General features: G+C 65.9%; 24 protein-coding genes and 1 tRNA gene. 24 read left to right on the top strand and 1 reads right to left on the bottom strand.

Features of this window, described 5'->3' with window-relative positions; all coding sequences use genetic code 11:
* Positions 1–281: 281 nt before the first annotated feature.
* Positions 282–352 (bottom strand) — tRNA-Gly (locus tag G9C85_RS06410).
* A gap of 499 nt (positions 353–851) precedes the next feature.
* Here G9C85_RS06410 and G9C85_RS06405 point away from each other — a divergent pair.
* The 24 genes from G9C85_RS06405 to G9C85_RS06290 are packed head-to-tail and all read left to right on the top strand — an operon-like array spanning position 852 to position 13,641.
* Entirely contained in the window at positions 852–1,697 is an 846-nt protein-coding gene (locus G9C85_RS06405) for a putative RNA uridine N3 methyltransferase (RefSeq protein ID WP_166038058.1), read from the top strand.
* A gap of 4 nt (positions 1,698–1,701) precedes the next feature.
* A complete protein-coding gene (locus G9C85_RS06400) occupies positions 1,702–2,718 on the top strand; it encodes a 50S ribosomal protein L3 (protein WP_166038056.1) in 1,017 nt (338 codons plus the stop codon).
* A 3-nt stretch (positions 2,719–2,721) separates the two neighbouring features.
* Positions 2,722–3,474 carry a 50S ribosomal protein L4 gene (gene rpl4p, locus G9C85_RS06395; protein ID WP_166038054.1) on the top strand — a complete coding sequence of 251 codons (753 nt, stop codon included), beginning with the start codon at positions 2,722–2,724 and terminating at the stop codon, positions 3,472–3,474.
* On the top strand, positions 3,471–3,728 hold the full coding sequence (locus G9C85_RS06390) for a 50S ribosomal protein L23 (RefSeq protein ID WP_166038052.1): 258 nt from the start codon (positions 3,471–3,473) through the stop codon (positions 3,726–3,728). The genes rpl4p and G9C85_RS06390 overlap by 4 nt, the downstream gene beginning before the upstream one ends.
* Positions 3,729–3,730: 2 nt before the next feature.
* Positions 3,731–4,453: a 50S ribosomal protein L2 gene (locus G9C85_RS06385; RefSeq protein ID WP_166038051.1), complete on the top strand. Its 723-nt coding sequence runs from the start codon at positions 3,731–3,733 to the stop codon at positions 4,451–4,453.
* Positions 4,450–4,881: a 30S ribosomal protein S19 gene (locus tag G9C85_RS06380; RefSeq protein WP_166038049.1), complete on the top strand. Its 432-nt coding sequence runs from the start codon at positions 4,450–4,452 to the stop codon at positions 4,879–4,881. Before G9C85_RS06385 ends, G9C85_RS06380 begins: the two co-directional genes overlap by 4 nt.
* A gap of 3 nt (positions 4,882–4,884) precedes the next feature.
* The gene (locus G9C85_RS06375) at positions 4,885–5,346 is read left to right on the top strand and encodes a 50S ribosomal protein L22 (RefSeq protein WP_166038046.1); all 462 of its coding nucleotides are present in this window, start codon (positions 4,885–4,887) and stop codon (positions 5,344–5,346) included.
* Positions 5,346–6,296: a 30S ribosomal protein S3 gene (locus G9C85_RS06370; protein ID WP_166038044.1), complete on the top strand. Its 951-nt coding sequence runs from the start codon at positions 5,346–5,348 to the stop codon at positions 6,294–6,296. Before G9C85_RS06375 ends, G9C85_RS06370 begins: the two co-directional genes overlap by 1 nt.
* 3 nt (positions 6,297–6,299) lie before the next feature.
* Positions 6,300–6,506, top strand: a complete 207-nt coding sequence (gene rpmC, locus G9C85_RS06365) for a 50S ribosomal protein L29 (RefSeq protein WP_166038042.1) — start codon at positions 6,300–6,302, stop codon at positions 6,504–6,506.
* A 6-nt stretch (positions 6,507–6,512) separates the two neighbouring features.
* Complete coding sequence (locus G9C85_RS06360; protein ID WP_166038040.1) at positions 6,513–6,908, top strand: ribonuclease P protein component 1; 396 nt, start codon at positions 6,513–6,515, stop codon at positions 6,906–6,908.
* Positions 6,899–7,231, top strand: coding sequence for a 30S ribosomal protein S17 (locus G9C85_RS06355; RefSeq protein WP_166038038.1), 333 nt, complete (start codon positions 6,899–6,901; stop codon positions 7,229–7,231). Before G9C85_RS06360 ends, G9C85_RS06355 begins: the two co-directional genes overlap by 10 nt.
* Complete coding sequence (locus G9C85_RS06350; protein ID WP_166038036.1) at positions 7,231–7,629, top strand: 50S ribosomal protein L14; 399 nt, start codon at positions 7,231–7,233, stop codon at positions 7,627–7,629. The genes G9C85_RS06355 and G9C85_RS06350 overlap by 1 nt, the downstream gene beginning before the upstream one ends.
* Positions 7,626–7,982, top strand: coding sequence for a 50S ribosomal protein L24 (gene rplX, locus G9C85_RS06345; protein ID WP_166038034.1), 357 nt, complete (start codon positions 7,626–7,628; stop codon positions 7,980–7,982). Before G9C85_RS06350 ends, rplX begins: the two co-directional genes overlap by 4 nt.
* Positions 7,979–8,689, top strand: a complete 711-nt coding sequence (locus tag G9C85_RS06340) for a 30S ribosomal protein S4e (RefSeq protein WP_166038032.1) — start codon at positions 7,979–7,981, stop codon at positions 8,687–8,689. The genes rplX and G9C85_RS06340 overlap by 4 nt, the downstream gene beginning before the upstream one ends.
* The gene (locus tag G9C85_RS06335) at positions 8,689–9,219 is read left to right on the top strand and encodes a 50S ribosomal protein L5 (RefSeq protein ID WP_166038031.1); all 531 of its coding nucleotides are present in this window, start codon (positions 8,689–8,691) and stop codon (positions 9,217–9,219) included. Before G9C85_RS06340 ends, G9C85_RS06335 begins: the two co-directional genes overlap by 1 nt.
* Positions 9,212–9,394 carry a 30S ribosomal protein S14 gene (locus G9C85_RS06330; RefSeq protein WP_166038029.1) on the top strand — a complete coding sequence of 61 codons (183 nt, stop codon included), beginning with the start codon at positions 9,212–9,214 and terminating at the stop codon, positions 9,392–9,394. The genes G9C85_RS06335 and G9C85_RS06330 overlap by 8 nt, the downstream gene beginning before the upstream one ends.
* Before the next feature lie 2 nt (positions 9,395–9,396).
* Positions 9,397–9,789 (top strand): 30S ribosomal protein S8, encoded by a 393-nt coding sequence (locus tag G9C85_RS06325; protein ID WP_166038027.1) that lies wholly within the window; start codon positions 9,397–9,399, stop codon positions 9,787–9,789.
* Positions 9,790–10,326 carry a 50S ribosomal protein L6 gene (locus tag G9C85_RS06320; protein ID WP_369680783.1) on the top strand — a complete coding sequence of 179 codons (537 nt, stop codon included), beginning with the start codon at positions 9,790–9,792 and terminating at the stop codon, positions 10,324–10,326.
* A gap of 3 nt (positions 10,327–10,329) precedes the next feature.
* Complete coding sequence (locus G9C85_RS06315) at positions 10,330–11,037, top strand: 50S ribosomal protein L32e (protein ID WP_166038023.1); 708 nt, start codon at positions 10,330–10,332, stop codon at positions 11,035–11,037.
* Positions 11,030–11,479 (top strand): 50S ribosomal protein L19e, encoded by a 450-nt coding sequence (locus tag G9C85_RS06310; RefSeq protein WP_166038021.1) that lies wholly within the window; start codon positions 11,030–11,032, stop codon positions 11,477–11,479. The genes G9C85_RS06315 and G9C85_RS06310 overlap by 8 nt, the downstream gene beginning before the upstream one ends.
* Positions 11,479–12,030 carry a 50S ribosomal protein L18 gene (locus G9C85_RS06305; protein WP_166038019.1) on the top strand — a complete coding sequence of 184 codons (552 nt, stop codon included), beginning with the start codon at positions 11,479–11,481 and terminating at the stop codon, positions 12,028–12,030. Before G9C85_RS06310 ends, G9C85_RS06305 begins: the two co-directional genes overlap by 1 nt.
* Positions 12,027–12,683 carry a 30S ribosomal protein S5 gene (locus G9C85_RS06300; protein ID WP_166038017.1) on the top strand — a complete coding sequence of 219 codons (657 nt, stop codon included), beginning with the start codon at positions 12,027–12,029 and terminating at the stop codon, positions 12,681–12,683. The genes G9C85_RS06305 and G9C85_RS06300 overlap by 4 nt, the downstream gene beginning before the upstream one ends.
* On the top strand, positions 12,680–13,144 hold the full coding sequence (gene rpmD / locus G9C85_RS06295; protein WP_166038015.1) for a 50S ribosomal protein L30: 465 nt from the start codon (positions 12,680–12,682) through the stop codon (positions 13,142–13,144). Before G9C85_RS06300 ends, rpmD begins: the two co-directional genes overlap by 4 nt.
* A gap of 2 nt (positions 13,145–13,146) precedes the next feature.
* Positions 13,147–13,641 carry an uL15m family ribosomal protein gene (locus G9C85_RS06290; protein ID WP_166038013.1) on the top strand — a complete coding sequence of 165 codons (495 nt, stop codon included), beginning with the start codon at positions 13,147–13,149 and terminating at the stop codon, positions 13,639–13,641.
* Position 13,642: the final 1 nt, after the last annotated feature.

Genomic DNA, 13,642 nt, shown 5'->3' with positions numbered 1-13,642 from the left:
CCGGGACTTGAACTCGGTCGCACGGTCCTCGCCTCGCCCGGCTGCGTGCCCCCACTCAAATTTTAGCTTCCGGATTTCGACATCTCCGACGACTCGCTACGCTCGTTATCGTTGAAGGTGCGAAAATGCGCAGACTGGGATTTGAACCGAAACCAGACTTGCTCGTTCACTTCGTTCACTGCGCGCGACTGGTAGGATTCAAATCCAGATTCCGACTTCCTCGACGACGTGCGTGACTCGCACCGCTACGCGGTGCTCGTCGGCGTTGTCGTCGAGAGAAGTGCGCAGACTGGGATTTGAACCCAGGTTGTGACCATGGCAAGGTCACGTGATACCACTACACTATCTGCGCTCGGTCGCGCTCTCGCGTACCTAATCGTAGTGGCCGGGCTACAAATAAGGGTTCCGAATCGGGGCGAGTTCGTGACGTGGAACCACCACACTGCGCCGGGGTCCAGACGGAACGATCATACTATTCACCCCGCACGCGAGCGCCCGCGCTGACTACGTCCTCGTAGGCCCCTCGACGACGACAGTCACCGCGTCGACCACGACCCGGTCGAGCACGAGGAGCTCGGCCGCTCCGATCGCTTCGGTCGACTACGAACGCTTCGGCCCACGACGATTACCTTCGCTCCGCGCGCCAGTCTGCCACCGAGCTACCCCACACCTAATCGCGCGCCAGCGTCCCGTCCCACAAACCGACACCAAACCCGTCGCCATGTGAACGCGAAACACGCGGCTAGCGGGCTGAGAGCGCCTCACAACCCGGAACCCATTCCGGCACCCTTTTATGGCGCGTTCGAATATAATCGGCACAGTCTAGTGACGAGACGAGTAAGCGTCACGGCATGACCACCAGCGTGCTCGTGCCGTCGTCCCTCACCCGGGAAGCCGAGGACAAACGCGAGGCAACTCGCAAACTCGGTTACGTCGCCCGCGCGGCGACCGTCTTCCGGGCCGACCGACTCGTCGTCTTCCCCGACGAAGACGGCGAACGGAAACGGGGCGGCGGGTTCGTACGCACCGTACTCGAATACGCCGCAACGCCCCCCTACCTCCGAAAGGAGGCCTGGGGCAAGCGGCCCGAACTGGAGTACGCGGGCGTCCTGCCGCCGCTACTCGCCACGTCACAGACCGGCTCCGAATCAAACGGTTCGGGGTCGTTAAGACAGGGAATCGTGACCGAGGTCGGACCTGAAGGGCGCGTCCGGGTCAATTGCGGACTGCAACACCCGATCTCCCTCAACGTCCCTCCGGCGATGGAGGTGGCTGAGGGAGAGCGCGTCACCGTCAGGGTCTCTTCGAGAAGACCGGTTCGTGCGCGACTCGTCGACGACCCCCTTCCGGGGCTCGACGTCTCGCAATCGACCATCTCGGCAGCACTCGGCCGTGAGGACGCGGGCGTGACGATCGCCGCCTCGCGACACGGAGAGGAGCTCTCCGTGTCCAGGCTGGACACGCTCGCCGGGCGCATTCAGACGGACGGAACGACCGTCGTCTTCGGAGCGCCCGAGAGAGGGCTGCCGCCGATCCTCGGCGTCGACGCCGACGCCGTGGGTACCGACGCAGTCGAATCCGGAAACCGACCCGGGTTCGACCTCTGGGTGAACTCGATTCCGAATCAGGGCAGCGAGGTGGTGCGAACCGAAGAGGCGATGTTCGCAACTCTCGCCTGCCTCACCCTAACGAGGTAACAGCATGCCACAACCAAGCAGACCACGCAAAGGTTCACTCGGATTCGGTCCGCGAGTGCGCGCGTCGAGCGAGACGCCGCGTTTCAACTCGTGGCCCGACGACGATGGACAGCCGACGCTGCAGGGATTCGCCGGCTACAAGGCCGGGATGACACACGTGGTGATGATCAACGACGAGTCCAACTCCCCCCGCGAAGGGATGGAGGAGACCGTCCCGGTCACCATCATCGAGACACCGCCGATGCAGGCGGTCGCGCTGCGAGCGTACGAAGACACGCCGTACGGCAAGCAGCCGCTCACGGAAGTGTGGGCGAGCGACGTCGACGAGGACCTCGACCGCGTCCTCGACGTCCCGGAGGACGTCGACTTCGAGACGTCCGCCGAGGAGTTCCGCGACGCAGTTGCGGACGCCGACGTCGCCGACGTGCGTGCGATCACGCACACGACGCCGTCGAGCGTGCCGTCGGTCCCGAAGAAGAAGCCGGACGTCATGGAGACCCGCATCGGCGGGGGTTCGCTCGACGACCGGCTCGACTACGGGCTCGACCTCCTCGAGGAGGGCGGCGAGCACGAGACGACGGAGATCTTCCGCGAGGGCGAACTCGCGGACGTCGCCGGCGTCACCACGGGGAAGGGCACCCAGGGTCCCGTCAAGCGCTGGGGCGTCCAGAAGCGGAAGGGCAAGCACGCCCGCCAGGGCTGGCGGCGCCGCATCGGTAACCTCGGCCCGTGGAACCCGAGCCGCGTTCGCTCGACGGTTCCCCAGCAGGGCCAGACGGGCTACCATCAGCGGACCGAACTCAACAAGCGCATCCTCGGCCTCGGCGACGGCGACGACGTCAACGTCGACGGTGGCTTCGTCAACTACGGCGAGGTCGACGGGCCGTACACGCTCGTGAAGGGTTCGGTTCCCGGCCCCGACCAGCGACTCCTCCGGCTTCGACCGGCCATCCGGCCGAACGAGCAACCGCGCCTCGATCCCGAGGTTCGGTTCGTCTCCACAGCATCGAACCAGGGCTAAATCATGAACGCGACAATCTACGACCTGGACGGCGAGGAATCCGATTCGCTCGACCTGCCGGAGGTCTTCGGGACGCAGTTCCGCCCGGACCTCATCAAGCGAGCGGTCGGCGTCGCCCAGGCGAACGCGAAGCAGGACTACGGCTCGGACCCGCACGCGGGTCTCCGGACGTCCGCGGAATCGCCCGGCTCCGGGCGTGGCATGGCGCACGTGCCGCGCACGAACGGTCAGGCTGCGCGCGTCCCCCAGGCGGTCGGGGGTCGCAGCGCGCACCCGCCGAAAGCCGAGAAAGACCACGGGAAGTCGATCAACGACAAGGAACGCAAGCTGGCGTTCCGGTCGGCGGTCGCAGCGACGGTCGACGCCGAGCGCGTCGCCGAACGCGGGCACGCGTTCGACGACGAGCTCGACCTCCCGGTCGTCGTTGCCGACGACTTCGAGGACCTCGTGAAGACCAAGGAGGTCGTCTCCTTGCTCGAGGGCCTCGGTGCGTACGACGACGTCGAGCGCGCCGACGAGGGGCGTTCGGTTCGCGCGGGCCAGGGGAAGGCTCGCGGCCGCAAGTACACGGAACCGACGTCCGTGCTCTTCGTCACGTCGAGCGACGCCGGCCCGTCGAAGGCCGCGCGGAACCTCGCGGGCGTCGACGTCGCGACCGCCGCGAACGTCGACGTCGAGGACCTCGCGCCCGGCGCTGACGCCGGTCGGTTGACGGTCTGGACGGCGTCCGCGGTCGAGGAGGTGGCAGAGCGATGAGTGCCGACGTGATTCGGTTCCCGCTCGTCACCGAGAAGGCGATGAACGACATGGACTTCGAGAACAAGCTCCAGTTCATCGTGCACGATCAGGCTGCGAAGCCCGACGTCCGCGACGCCGTCGAGTCGCAGTTCGACGTGGCCGTGGACGACGTGAACACGATGCTGACGATGAAGGGCCAGAAGAAGGCGATCGTCCGACTCAGCGAGGACGACGACGCGCAGGAAGTGGCCTCTCGAATCGGGGTGTTCTAAGAATGGGACGACGCATTCAGGGACAGCGACGTGGCCGTGGCGGCTCGACGTTCCGAGCACCGAGTCACCGCTACAAGGCTGACCTGAGTCACAAGAAACTGGAGGAATCGGACGTCGTCGCGGGCGAGGTCGTCGACATCGAGCACGACCCCGCGCGCTCCGCGCCCGTCGCGGCTGTCGAGTTCGAGGACGGCGATCGTCGTCTCGTGCTCGCGCCGGAGGGCGTCGGTGTGGGCGACGAACTGCAGGTCGGTATCTCCTCGGAGATCAAGCCCGGCAACACGATGCCGCTGGCGGAGATCCCCGAGGGTGTGCCCGTGTGTAACGTCGAACGCCAGCCGAGCGACGGCGGGAAGTTCGCGCGTGCGTCGGGGACGAGCGCCGACCTCATCACGCACGACCGCGACGCCGCGGTCGTCCAGCTGCCGAGTGGCGAGATGAAGCGGCTGTCGCCGGAGTGCCGCGCCACGGTCGGCGTGGTCGCCGGTGGCGGTCGAACGGAGAAGCCGTTCGTGAAGGCTGGGAACAAGTACCACAAGATGAAGTCCCGGGGTGGCAAGTGGCCGACCGTCCGCGGTGTGGCGATGAACGCCGTCGACCACCCGTTCGGTGGCGGTGGCCGCCAGCACCCGGGGCAGCCCAAGTCCGTGTCGCGGAACGCGCCGCCGGGCCGGAAGGTCGGCGACATCGCGTCCCGCCGCACGGGTCGAGGTGGTGACAAATGAGCAGTCAGGATTACAGAACCGGCCGGGACGAGGACGAGGAGTTCACGTACCGTGGCCACACGCTCGACGAACTCCAGGAACTCGACCTGGAGGACGTCGCGGAACTGTTGCCCGCTCGCCAGCGGCGAAGTATCGAGCGCGGCCTCTCCGTCGAGAAGCAGAAGCTCGTCGAGAAGGCCCGCGACGCGACCGAAGAGGAGACCGCGAACGACCCGATCCGCACGCACCTGCGTGACATGGTCGTCCTACCGGAGTTCGTCGACCTGACGTTCGCCGTGTACAACGGCCAGGAGTTCGAGCGCGTTCGAGTGGAGCCCGAGATGATCGGGCACTACCTCGGCGAGTTCCAGCTCACACGGACGTCCGTCGAGCACGGACAGGCCGGCATCGGGGCGACGCGGTCCTCGAAGTTCGTGCCACTCAAGTAAACCATGGGAATCAGTTACAGCGTCGACGCGGACCCGGACACGACGGCGAAAGCCATGCTTCGGGAGCGTCACATGAGCAACAAGCACAGCAAGGCCATCGCGCGAGAGATCAAGGGGATGACCGTCGAGGACGCGCAAGCATACCTCGACGAGGTCATCGCCGGCGACCGCTCGGTGCCGTTCAGGCAGCACAACAGCGGTGTCGGTCATCGAAGCGACATCGACGGCTGGGACGCCGGCCGCTACCCCGAGAAGGCCAGCAAGGCGTTCAAGGAGCTGCTCACGAACGTCGCCGCGAACGCCGACCACCAGGGATTCGACGGCGAGTCCATGGAGATCGCGCACTGTGCGGCACACAAGATCGGTGAGAGCCAGGGACGCAAGCCGCGAGCGATGGGGCGTGCGTCGCCGTGGAACACGCCGCAGGTCGACGTGGAAATCGTCGTCGAGGAGGTCGAAGCATAATGGCTGACGAACACGAATTCATCCAGGACGGACTGCAGCGCTCCCAGATCGACGAGTTCTTCGCGGAAGAGCTCGGTCGCGCCGGCTACGGCGGCATGGAGATGGCGCCGACGCCGATGGGCATGCAGATCGTCCTCAAGGCGGAGAAGCCCGGGATGGTCATCGGGAAGGGTGGGAAGAACATCCGGAAGGTCACCACCCAGCTCGAGGAGCGATTCAACCTCGAGGACCCCCAGATCGACGTGCAGGAGGTCGACGAGCCCGACCTGAACGCGCGCATCGTCGCGGATCGTCTCGCGAACGCGCTCGAGCGTGGCTGGTACTTCCGGAAGGCCGGTCACACGACGCTCGAACGCATCATGGACGCTGGCGCGCTCGGCGCCGAGATCGTCCTGAGCGGGAAGGTCACTGGCGCGCGGTCGCGCGTCGAGAAGTTCAACGACGGCTACATCAAGCACAACGGCGAGCCCGCGGAGACGGTCGTCGACCACGGCCAGGGCGTCGCGGTGATGAAGCTCGGCACGATCGGTGTCGACGTGAAGATCATCCCGCCGGGTGCGGAACTCCCCGACGACTTCGCCGTGCACGCGGACATGGACGTCGACGAGGTCGCGCCGGAGGCCGTCGAGGCCAACGAGGCCGCTGACCTCATCGAGGAGCCCGACGACGACGAACTCGCCGCCATCCAGGAGGAGGCCCAGGGCGACGCGGACGAGGCGTCCGCCGACGCCGACGAGGAGGCCGCCGACGAGGACGTCGAGTCGGTCGACGAGGAGGTCGTCGAGGAAGTCCTCGAGGAGGACGTCGAGGACGTCGTCGACGAGGACGTCGACGTGCCGACCGACGACGACGTCGAAGAGGACTTCGAGGAGCTCGACGAGGCCGTCGAGGCCGAGGCCGAGGAGATGCTCGAAGAGATGGACGACGAAGACGAGGACACGGAGGAGTAAGTCATGGCGATTCTCCACATCGAAGAGATCCGCGACATGACCGCCACCGAGCGCGAGGAAGAGCTGGAGGAACTCGAGACCGAGCTCCTCAACACGAAGGCCGTCCAGGCCGCCGGTGGTGCGCCCGAGAACCCCGGGCGCGTGAGCGAGCTGAAGAAGACGATCGCTCGCATCAAGACGATCCAGACGGAAGCAGGCGACCACGAGTAACTAACGATGGCACTGACGCCCGAGACGCTCCCACGACACGAACTGAACGGCCTCCGCGTTGCGGTGGTCGACGCCGCGAACCCCGACCTCGTCGGGATAGCGGGGCGTGTCGTGCTGGAGTCCACGCGGACGCTGCACGTCGAGGACGTGCACGACGGCGAGTCTCGCGTGCGTCAGGTGCCCAAGGAGTCCGCGGTGTTCGAGTTCCAGCTCACAGATGAAGCCGCCGATCGCGTCAAGCGGTCGGGGACCACGTCGAAACTCGGTCGGGATACTGCCAGCGTTCGCGCTGGTCAGTCCGGGTCGGGCGACGGCGTGGCCTACGTTACGGTGGATGGCGACCGGTTGCTCTCACGACCCGCACTCCGAACGGAAACTGCAGGTGATTCGAAATGGCGATAGGACTGAACGTACCAGAACCGGAGGACTCCTGTTCCGACGAGGACTGCCCGTTCCACGGCTCGCTTGCCGTGCGCGGCCAGACCCTCGAAGGCAGGGTAGCCTCCACAGACATGGACAAGACCGTCGTCGTCGAGCGAGAGTACGACGTGCGGGTCCCCAAGTACGACCGCTACATGAAGCGGCGTTCGCGGGTGCCCGCTCATGCACCGACGTGCATGGAGCTCTCGGAAGGCGACGCGGTTCGCATCGCAGAGACACGACCGCTTTCGAAGACGAAATCTCACGTCGTCGTCGAACGACTCGAGGACGGAGGTGAGAACTGATGGAAGCGCTGAAGGCAGACGTCACGCAGGGCCTCGAGAAGGGCTCGCTCGTGCTGTGTTCTGACAACACCGGGGCGCGCGAAGTGAAGATCATCAGCGTCGCCGGCTACCAGGGCACGAAGAACCGACACCCGAAGGCGGGCGTCGGTGACAAGGTGACGGTCTCGGTGACCAAGGGGACGCCCGAAGAGCGTCGTCAGGTCAAGGAAGCCGTCATCGTCCGTCAGCGCAAGCCGATCCGTCGTCCCGACGGCACTCGCGTCAAGTTCGAGGACAACGCGGCCGTGCTCGTGAACGAGAACGAGGAGCCCCAGGGGACGGAGATCAAGGGTCCGATCGCGCGCGAAGTGGCGGAGCGCTTCGGCTCCATCGCGTCCACTGCGACGATGATAGTATGACACGACAACCATCCAAACAACGCAACCAGACCGAGCGTGCCTCGCTTCACGAGAAGCAAAAGCAGGTCCGGTCGACGCTGAGCGAGGACCTCCGCGAGGAGTTCGACCGTCGTCGCGCCCGCGTGAACGCGGGCGACACGGTCGAGGTGCTCCGCGGTGACTTCGCCGGCGAAGAGGGCGAAGTGCTCGCGGTCGACCTCCGCGAGTCCGTCGTCCACGTCGAGGACGTCACGGTCGAGAAGGCCGACGGCGAGGACGTGCCGCGTCCGCTCGACGCGTCGAACCTCCGCATCGTCGACCTCGATCTCGAGGACGACGTTCGCGAGGCGCGACTCAGAGGTGATGACGAATGACGAAACACCAGAAGCGACTCTCGGTTCCGAAGTCCTGGCCCGTCGAGCGCAAGACCGAGACGTTCACCGTGAAGGCCGACGCCGGCCCGCACGGCGAGGAGGGTGTCCCGCTGGTCATCCTGCTCCGCGACGTCCTCGGGTACGCCGACTCGAAGAAGGAGGCTCGCTACGCCCTCAACGAGGGGTCGGTGCTCGTGAACGGCGACGCCGTGAGCGACGAGCAGCGCCCGATCGGGATGTTCGACATCCTCGGGTTCACCGAGCGCGGCGAGCACTATCGCGTGTTCCCCGACGAAGGCGGCCGGCTCGCGCTGACGCCGATCGACGCCGATGCGGCGGACGCGAAGCTCGGGAAGATCGCGGGCAAGCAGCAGGTCGCTGGGGGCGACACCCAGCTGGCGCTGCACGACGGACAGACGCTCCAGCTCGATGACGCGAGCGAGTACTCGGCGAAGGACTCGGTCGTCGTCGACTTCGAGAGCGCGGAGATCGTCGCGCACTTCCCCTACGAGGAGGGTGCGCTCGTGACGGCCGTCCGCGGCAGTCACGCCGGCGAGATCGGCGAGATCGAGTCGATCGACGTGACGCACGGCAGCGGCTCGAACACGGTCGTCGTCTCGCAGGATGACGGCGGGTACGAGACCGTCGAGGAGTACGTCGTCGTCATCGACGAGAACTTCACCGACTCCACGGGAGGTGAGGACTGATGAGTGAGAGCGAGTCCGCCGAGTTCCACGAGATGCGCGAACCCACCATCGAGAAGGTCGTCGTCCACATGGGCGTCGGCGAAGGTGGTCGCGAGCTCGCGAACGCGGAGGACATCATCGAGGACGTCACCCAGCAGCAGTCGGTTCGCACGAAGGCGAAGTCGACGATGCCGGACTTCGGCATCCGTCAGGGCGACCCGATCGGTGCGAAGGTGACGCTCCGCGGGGACGACGCCCAGGACTTCCTGGTGCGCGCGCTCCCGCTCTCGGAGCTCTCGACGACGCAGTTCGACGACACCGGGAACTTCAGTTTCGGTGTGGACGAGCACACGGACTTCCCGAGTCAGGAGTACGACCCGAACGTCGGCATCTACGGGATGGACGTGACCGTGAACCTCGTGCGGCCGGGCTACCGCGTGGCGAAGCGCGACAAGCGCACGCAGAGCCTGCCGTCGAAGCATCGACTGAATCCCGAGGACGCGGTTCGGTTCGTCGAGTCGACGTTCGACGTGGAGGTAAACGATGAGTGAAAGCGAAACTGAGAGTGAGCAGACCGGAGAGCACGCCGCCAAGCGCACTGGCCAGATGGAGGAGTGCCAGCGCTGCGGTCGAGAGCAGGGCCTCGTCGGGAAGTACGACATCTGGCTCTGCCGACAGTGCTTCCGAGAGATCGCCCGAAACATGGGCTTCAAGAAGTACCGATAACAATGACAGCAAGCGACCCGTTCAGTAATGCGCTCTCCGGCCTCGACAACGCCGAGAGCGTCGGGCATCTCACGCACAACGTATCGCCCGCTTCGAACGAGATCGGTAGCGTACTCGAGGTCTTCTACGACCGCGGGTACATCGACGGCTTCGAGTACGTCGACGACGGTAAATCCGGTGAGTTCGAGGTCGAATTGAAAGGCCAGATCAACGAGTGTGGCCCCGTCAAGCCCCGGTATTCGGTGGGTGCCGACGAGTTCGAGCGCTGGGAGAAGCGGTTCCTCCCCGCTCGGGACTACGGCGCGCTCATCGTGACGACGAGTCACGGCGTCATGAGTCACTACGAGGCTCGTGACGCGGGGATCGGCGGTCAGGTCATCGCGTACGTGTACTGAATCATGCGAGTCGAACTACAGATTCCGGACGACGTAACCGCCGACGTGGACCACCTCGACCTGACGGTCGAGGGGCCCAACGGAGCCGTCACACGACGGCTCTGGTACCCGGACGTCTCCGTCGACGTCGAGGACGAGATGGTCGTCATCTCCTCTTCGGCGGACGACGCGAAGACGACGGCGACGGTCGGAACGTTCGAGAGTCACGTCCAGAACATGTTCCACGGCGTCACCGAGGGCTGGGAGTACGAGATGGAAGTCTTCTACTCTCACTTCCCGATGCAGGTGGCGGTGGAGGGTGAGGAGGTCGTGATCGAGAACTTCCTCGGCGAGAAGGCACCGCGACGAACGACTATCCACGGCGACACCGACGTCGCCGTCGACGGTGAGGAACTCACCATCAGCGGCCCTGACAAGGAAGCTGTCGGGCAGACCGCCGCGGACATCGAGCAGTTGACGAAGGTGTCCGGGAAGGACACGCGCGTCTTCCAGGACGGCGTGTACATCACGCAGAAACCCGCGAAAGGAGGTGCCTGATAGATGGCAGACGAACCCGAGAGTCTCGAGGAGATCAGCGGTGTCGGGCCATCGAAGGCCGATGCACTCCGCGACGCGGGCTACGACTCGATCGAGGACGTCAAGGCGGCGTCCCAGTCGGAGCTCGCGGACGTCGAGGGCATCGGGAACGCGCTCGCTGCGCGTATCAAGGCGGACGTCGGTGACCTCGAGGTTAGCGAGGACACCGAGGCGGAGATCGAGGCCGACGAGTCCGAGGCCGAAGCGGACGAGGAGGACGTGGAGACGGAACTCCAGCCGCGTGGGCTGACCGAGAAGACGCCGGAGCTGTCCGAGACCGAGGAGCGCCTCCTCGACCAGCGCCGTCGCGTCGGCAAGCCCCAGTTCAACCGTCAGGACTACCACAAGAAGAAGCGGACGCCGACCTCGTGGCGGAAGCCGCGCGGCCAGCTGTCCAAGCAGCGACGTGGTATCAAGGGCAAGGGCGACAAGGTCCAGGCTGGCTTCCGGACGCCGAAGGCGGTGCGCGGCAAGCACCCCTCGGGCTTCGAGGAGGTTCGCGTGCACAACGCGGACGACCTCGAGGGCGTGGACGGCGACACGGAAGCGGTCCGTATCGCCTCCGCGGTCGGTGCTCGCAAGCGCGAGCGCATCGAGGAGCAGGCCGAAGACGACGGAATTCGAGTGCTGAACCCGACCTACGTCGAAGTGGAGGTCGATTCCGATGAGTGATCTGTCCGCACAGAAGCGACTTGCGTCGGACGTCCTCGACGTCGGGAAGAGCCGCGTCTGGTTCGATCCCGACGCGCAGGGCGAGATCGCGGAAGCGATCACGCGCGAGGACATCCGCGAACTCGTCGACGACGGCACGATTCGAGCGGAACCGAAGAAGGGCAACTCGAAGGGTCGAGCGCGCGAACGGAAGGCAAAGCGCGCGTACGGCCACCAGAAGGGCCCCGGGACCCGTCAGGGGAAGGCCGGTGCTCGCGAGGACCCGAAGGATGCCTGGCAGAAGCGCATCCGTGCACAGCGAAAGAAGCTCAACGAACTCCGCGGGAGCGGCGAGATCGATCGCACGCAGTACCGCGAGCTCTACAACAAGGCTCGTGGCGGGGAGTTCCGGAGCGTCCAGTACCTGTTGAACTACATCGACAACAACTACGGTGACGAATAATGGCGACAGGACCACGATACAAGGTTCCGATGCGACGTCGCCGCGAGGTCCGTACGGACTACCATCAGAGGTTGCGCCTCCTGAAATCCGGGAAGCCGCGCCTGGTCGCTCGAAAGAGCAACCGGCACGTCACGGCGCAGCTGATCCTGCCGGGTCCGGACGGTGACGACACGCTCGCGGCTGCACACTCGAGTGATCTCGAAGAATACGGTTGGGAGGCGCCGACGGGGAACCTCCCGGCCGCGTACCTGACTGGCCTGCTGGCCGGTCAGCGCGCGGTCGAGGCTGGTCTCGAGGAGGCGGTCCTCGACATCGGTCTGAACACGGCGACGCCGGGCAGCAAGGTGTTCGCCATCCAGGAGGGCGCGATCGACGCGGGCCTGGAGATCCCCCACAACGACGCGGTGCTCGCGGAGTGGCCGCGGAACCGCGGCGAGCACATCGCCGAGTATGCAGAACAACTCGACGAACCGCTGTACACCAGTGAGTTCGACGCAACAGCACTCCCCGAGCACTTCGACGAAGTGCGGGAAACCCTCATGGAACAATGAGTAACGACAACTACAACGACGGCTGGGAACCCGTCACCCGACTCGGGAAGCAGGTACAGGAGGGCGACATCGAGACGATGGAGCAAGCCCTCGCCTCGGGACTTCCGCTGAAGGAGGCCGAGGTCGTCGATCAGCTCCTGCCGGGGCTCGACGACGAGGTGCTGGACATCAACATGGTCCAGCGGATGACCGACTCGGGTCGACGGGTGAAGTTCCGCTGCGTCGTCGCCATCGGCAACCGCGACGGGTACGTCGGGTACGCCGAGGGTCGAGACGACCAGGTCGGTGCCGCCATCCAGAAGGCGATCGACATCGCGAAGCTGAACATCATCGACGTCCCCCGTGGCTCCGGGTCGTGGGAGGACCGGTCGACGAAACCGCACTCGCTCACGCATCGGACGAGCGGGAAGGCGGGGTCGGTCGAGGTCGAGCTCATTCCGGCGCCGCTCGGGCTCGGGCTCGCGGCGAGCGAGACGGTTCGGAACGTGCTCGAGCTCGCGGGCGTCGAGGACGCGTGGACGAAGTCCTACGGGAACACGCGAACGACCGTGAACCTGGCGAAGGCGACGTTCAACGCGCTCCAGAACGCCTCGCAGTCTCGCGGTGCTCGCACGCGCGGGCAGAGCGAGGGTGCGGGAGGGATCGAACAATGAAGGCGGTCGTGCAGCTTCGCGGTGAAGTGGACATGGCCGGCGACATCAAGGACACGCTGGAGATGCTGAACGTCCACGAGGTCAATCACTGCGCGCTCGTTCCGGAGACGGAGAGCTACCGCGGGATGTTGACGAAGGTCAACGACTACGTGGCGATGGGCGAACCCAGCGCGGACGTCCTGGCGACGATCCTCTCGACGCGCGCCGAGCCCCTCGAGGGCGACGCGGACGTCGACGCGGACTACCTCGCCGAGCACACCGAGTTCGAGGACTTCGAGTCCCTCGCTGCGGCCCTGATCGACGAGGAGACGACGCTGCGCGAGCAGGGCCTGGCGCCCTGTCTGCGTCTGCATCCGCCGCGGAAGGGTCACGACGGTGGGAAGCACCCGAAGTCCCGTGGTGGGGCGATCGGGAAGCACGAGACGACCGAGATCGACGAACTGCTCGAGGCGATGCGATAACCATGACGAGCAAGAAACGAAGACAGCGCGGGTCGCGCACGCACGGTGGCGGGACGCACAAGAACCGGCGTGGTGCCGGGAACCGTGGTGGGCGTGGTCGCGCAGGACGCGGGAAGCACGAGTTCCACAACTACGAACCGATCGGCAAACACGGCTTCAAGCGCCCGCAGGACGCGCGCGACGACGTCGTCGAGGTGTCGGTGCAGAAGCTCGACGAGGACGCGGTCCTGTACGCGGCCGAGGGTGACGCCGAGCAGGACGGCGACGCGTACGTCATCGACGCACGCGACGTCGTCGAGGACGGCTGGGAGACCGACGTGGTGAAGGTGCTCGGGAACGGGCAGGTTCGGAACGAACTGCACGTGACCGCGGACGCGTTCACCGCGAGCGCTCGCGGCCTCATCGAGGAGGCCGGGGGCGAGGCGTCGCTCTCCGAGCGCGGCGAGGCGAAGGCCGAATCGGAAGACACTCAGGCATCCGAGGACGACGAGGAGTAAC

Source organism: Halorubellus sp. JP-L1, assembly GCF_011440375.1.
GTDB lineage: Archaea > Halobacteriota > Halobacteria > Halobacteriales > Natrialbaceae > Halorubellus.
The sequence above is the reverse complement of the archived record's forward strand: the minus strand, read 5'-3'. Positions and strand labels throughout refer to the sequence as shown.

Coding starts and splice junctions, on each gene's coding strand:
- G9C85_RS06355 (WP_166038038.1), top strand. CDS start 6,899: ATGGCGATAGGACTGAACGTACCAGAACCGGAGGACTCCTGTTCCGAC.
- G9C85_RS06290 (WP_166038013.1), top strand. CDS start 13,147: ATGACGAGCAAGAAACGAAGACAGCGCGGGTCGCGCACGCACGGTGGC.
- rpl4p (WP_166038054.1), top strand. CDS start 2,722: ATGAACGCGACAATCTACGACCTGGACGGCGAGGAATCCGATTCGCTC.
- rplX (WP_166038034.1), top strand. CDS start 7,626: ATGACACGACAACCATCCAAACAACGCAACCAGACCGAGCGTGCCTCG.
- G9C85_RS06335 (WP_166038031.1), top strand. CDS start 8,689: ATGAGTGAGAGCGAGTCCGCCGAGTTCCACGAGATGCGCGAACCCACC.
- rpmC (WP_166038042.1), top strand. CDS start 6,300: ATGGCGATTCTCCACATCGAAGAGATCCGCGACATGACCGCCACCGAG.
- G9C85_RS06390 (WP_166038052.1), top strand. CDS start 3,471: ATGAGTGCCGACGTGATTCGGTTCCCGCTCGTCACCGAGAAGGCGATG.
- G9C85_RS06380 (WP_166038049.1), top strand. CDS start 4,450: ATGAGCAGTCAGGATTACAGAACCGGCCGGGACGAGGACGAGGAGTTC.
- G9C85_RS06350 (WP_166038036.1), top strand. CDS start 7,231: ATGGAAGCGCTGAAGGCAGACGTCACGCAGGGCCTCGAGAAGGGCTCG.
- G9C85_RS06400 (WP_166038056.1), top strand. CDS start 1,702: ATGCCACAACCAAGCAGACCACGCAAAGGTTCACTCGGATTCGGTCCG.
- G9C85_RS06340 (WP_166038032.1), top strand. CDS start 7,979: ATGACGAAACACCAGAAGCGACTCTCGGTTCCGAAGTCCTGGCCCGTC.
- G9C85_RS06385 (WP_166038051.1), top strand. CDS start 3,731: ATGGGACGACGCATTCAGGGACAGCGACGTGGCCGTGGCGGCTCGACG.
- G9C85_RS06300 (WP_166038017.1), top strand. CDS start 12,027: ATGAGTAACGACAACTACAACGACGGCTGGGAACCCGTCACCCGACTC.
- G9C85_RS06375 (WP_166038046.1), top strand. CDS start 4,885: ATGGGAATCAGTTACAGCGTCGACGCGGACCCGGACACGACGGCGAAA.
- G9C85_RS06370 (WP_166038044.1), top strand. CDS start 5,346: ATGGCTGACGAACACGAATTCATCCAGGACGGACTGCAGCGCTCCCAG.
- G9C85_RS06360 (WP_166038040.1), top strand. CDS start 6,513: ATGGCACTGACGCCCGAGACGCTCCCACGACACGAACTGAACGGCCTC.
- G9C85_RS06325 (WP_166038027.1), top strand. CDS start 9,397: ATGACAGCAAGCGACCCGTTCAGTAATGCGCTCTCCGGCCTCGACAAC.
- rpmD (WP_166038015.1), top strand. CDS start 12,680: ATGAAGGCGGTCGTGCAGCTTCGCGGTGAAGTGGACATGGCCGGCGAC.
- G9C85_RS06310 (WP_166038021.1), top strand. CDS start 11,030: ATGAGTGATCTGTCCGCACAGAAGCGACTTGCGTCGGACGTCCTCGAC.
- G9C85_RS06330 (WP_166038029.1), top strand. CDS start 9,212: ATGAGTGAAAGCGAAACTGAGAGTGAGCAGACCGGAGAGCACGCCGCC.
- G9C85_RS06305 (WP_166038019.1), top strand. CDS start 11,479: ATGGCGACAGGACCACGATACAAGGTTCCGATGCGACGTCGCCGCGAG.
- G9C85_RS06405 (WP_166038058.1), top strand. CDS start 852: ATGACCACCAGCGTGCTCGTGCCGTCGTCCCTCACCCGGGAAGCCGAG.
- G9C85_RS06315 (WP_166038023.1), top strand. CDS start 10,330: ATGGCAGACGAACCCGAGAGTCTCGAGGAGATCAGCGGTGTCGGGCCA.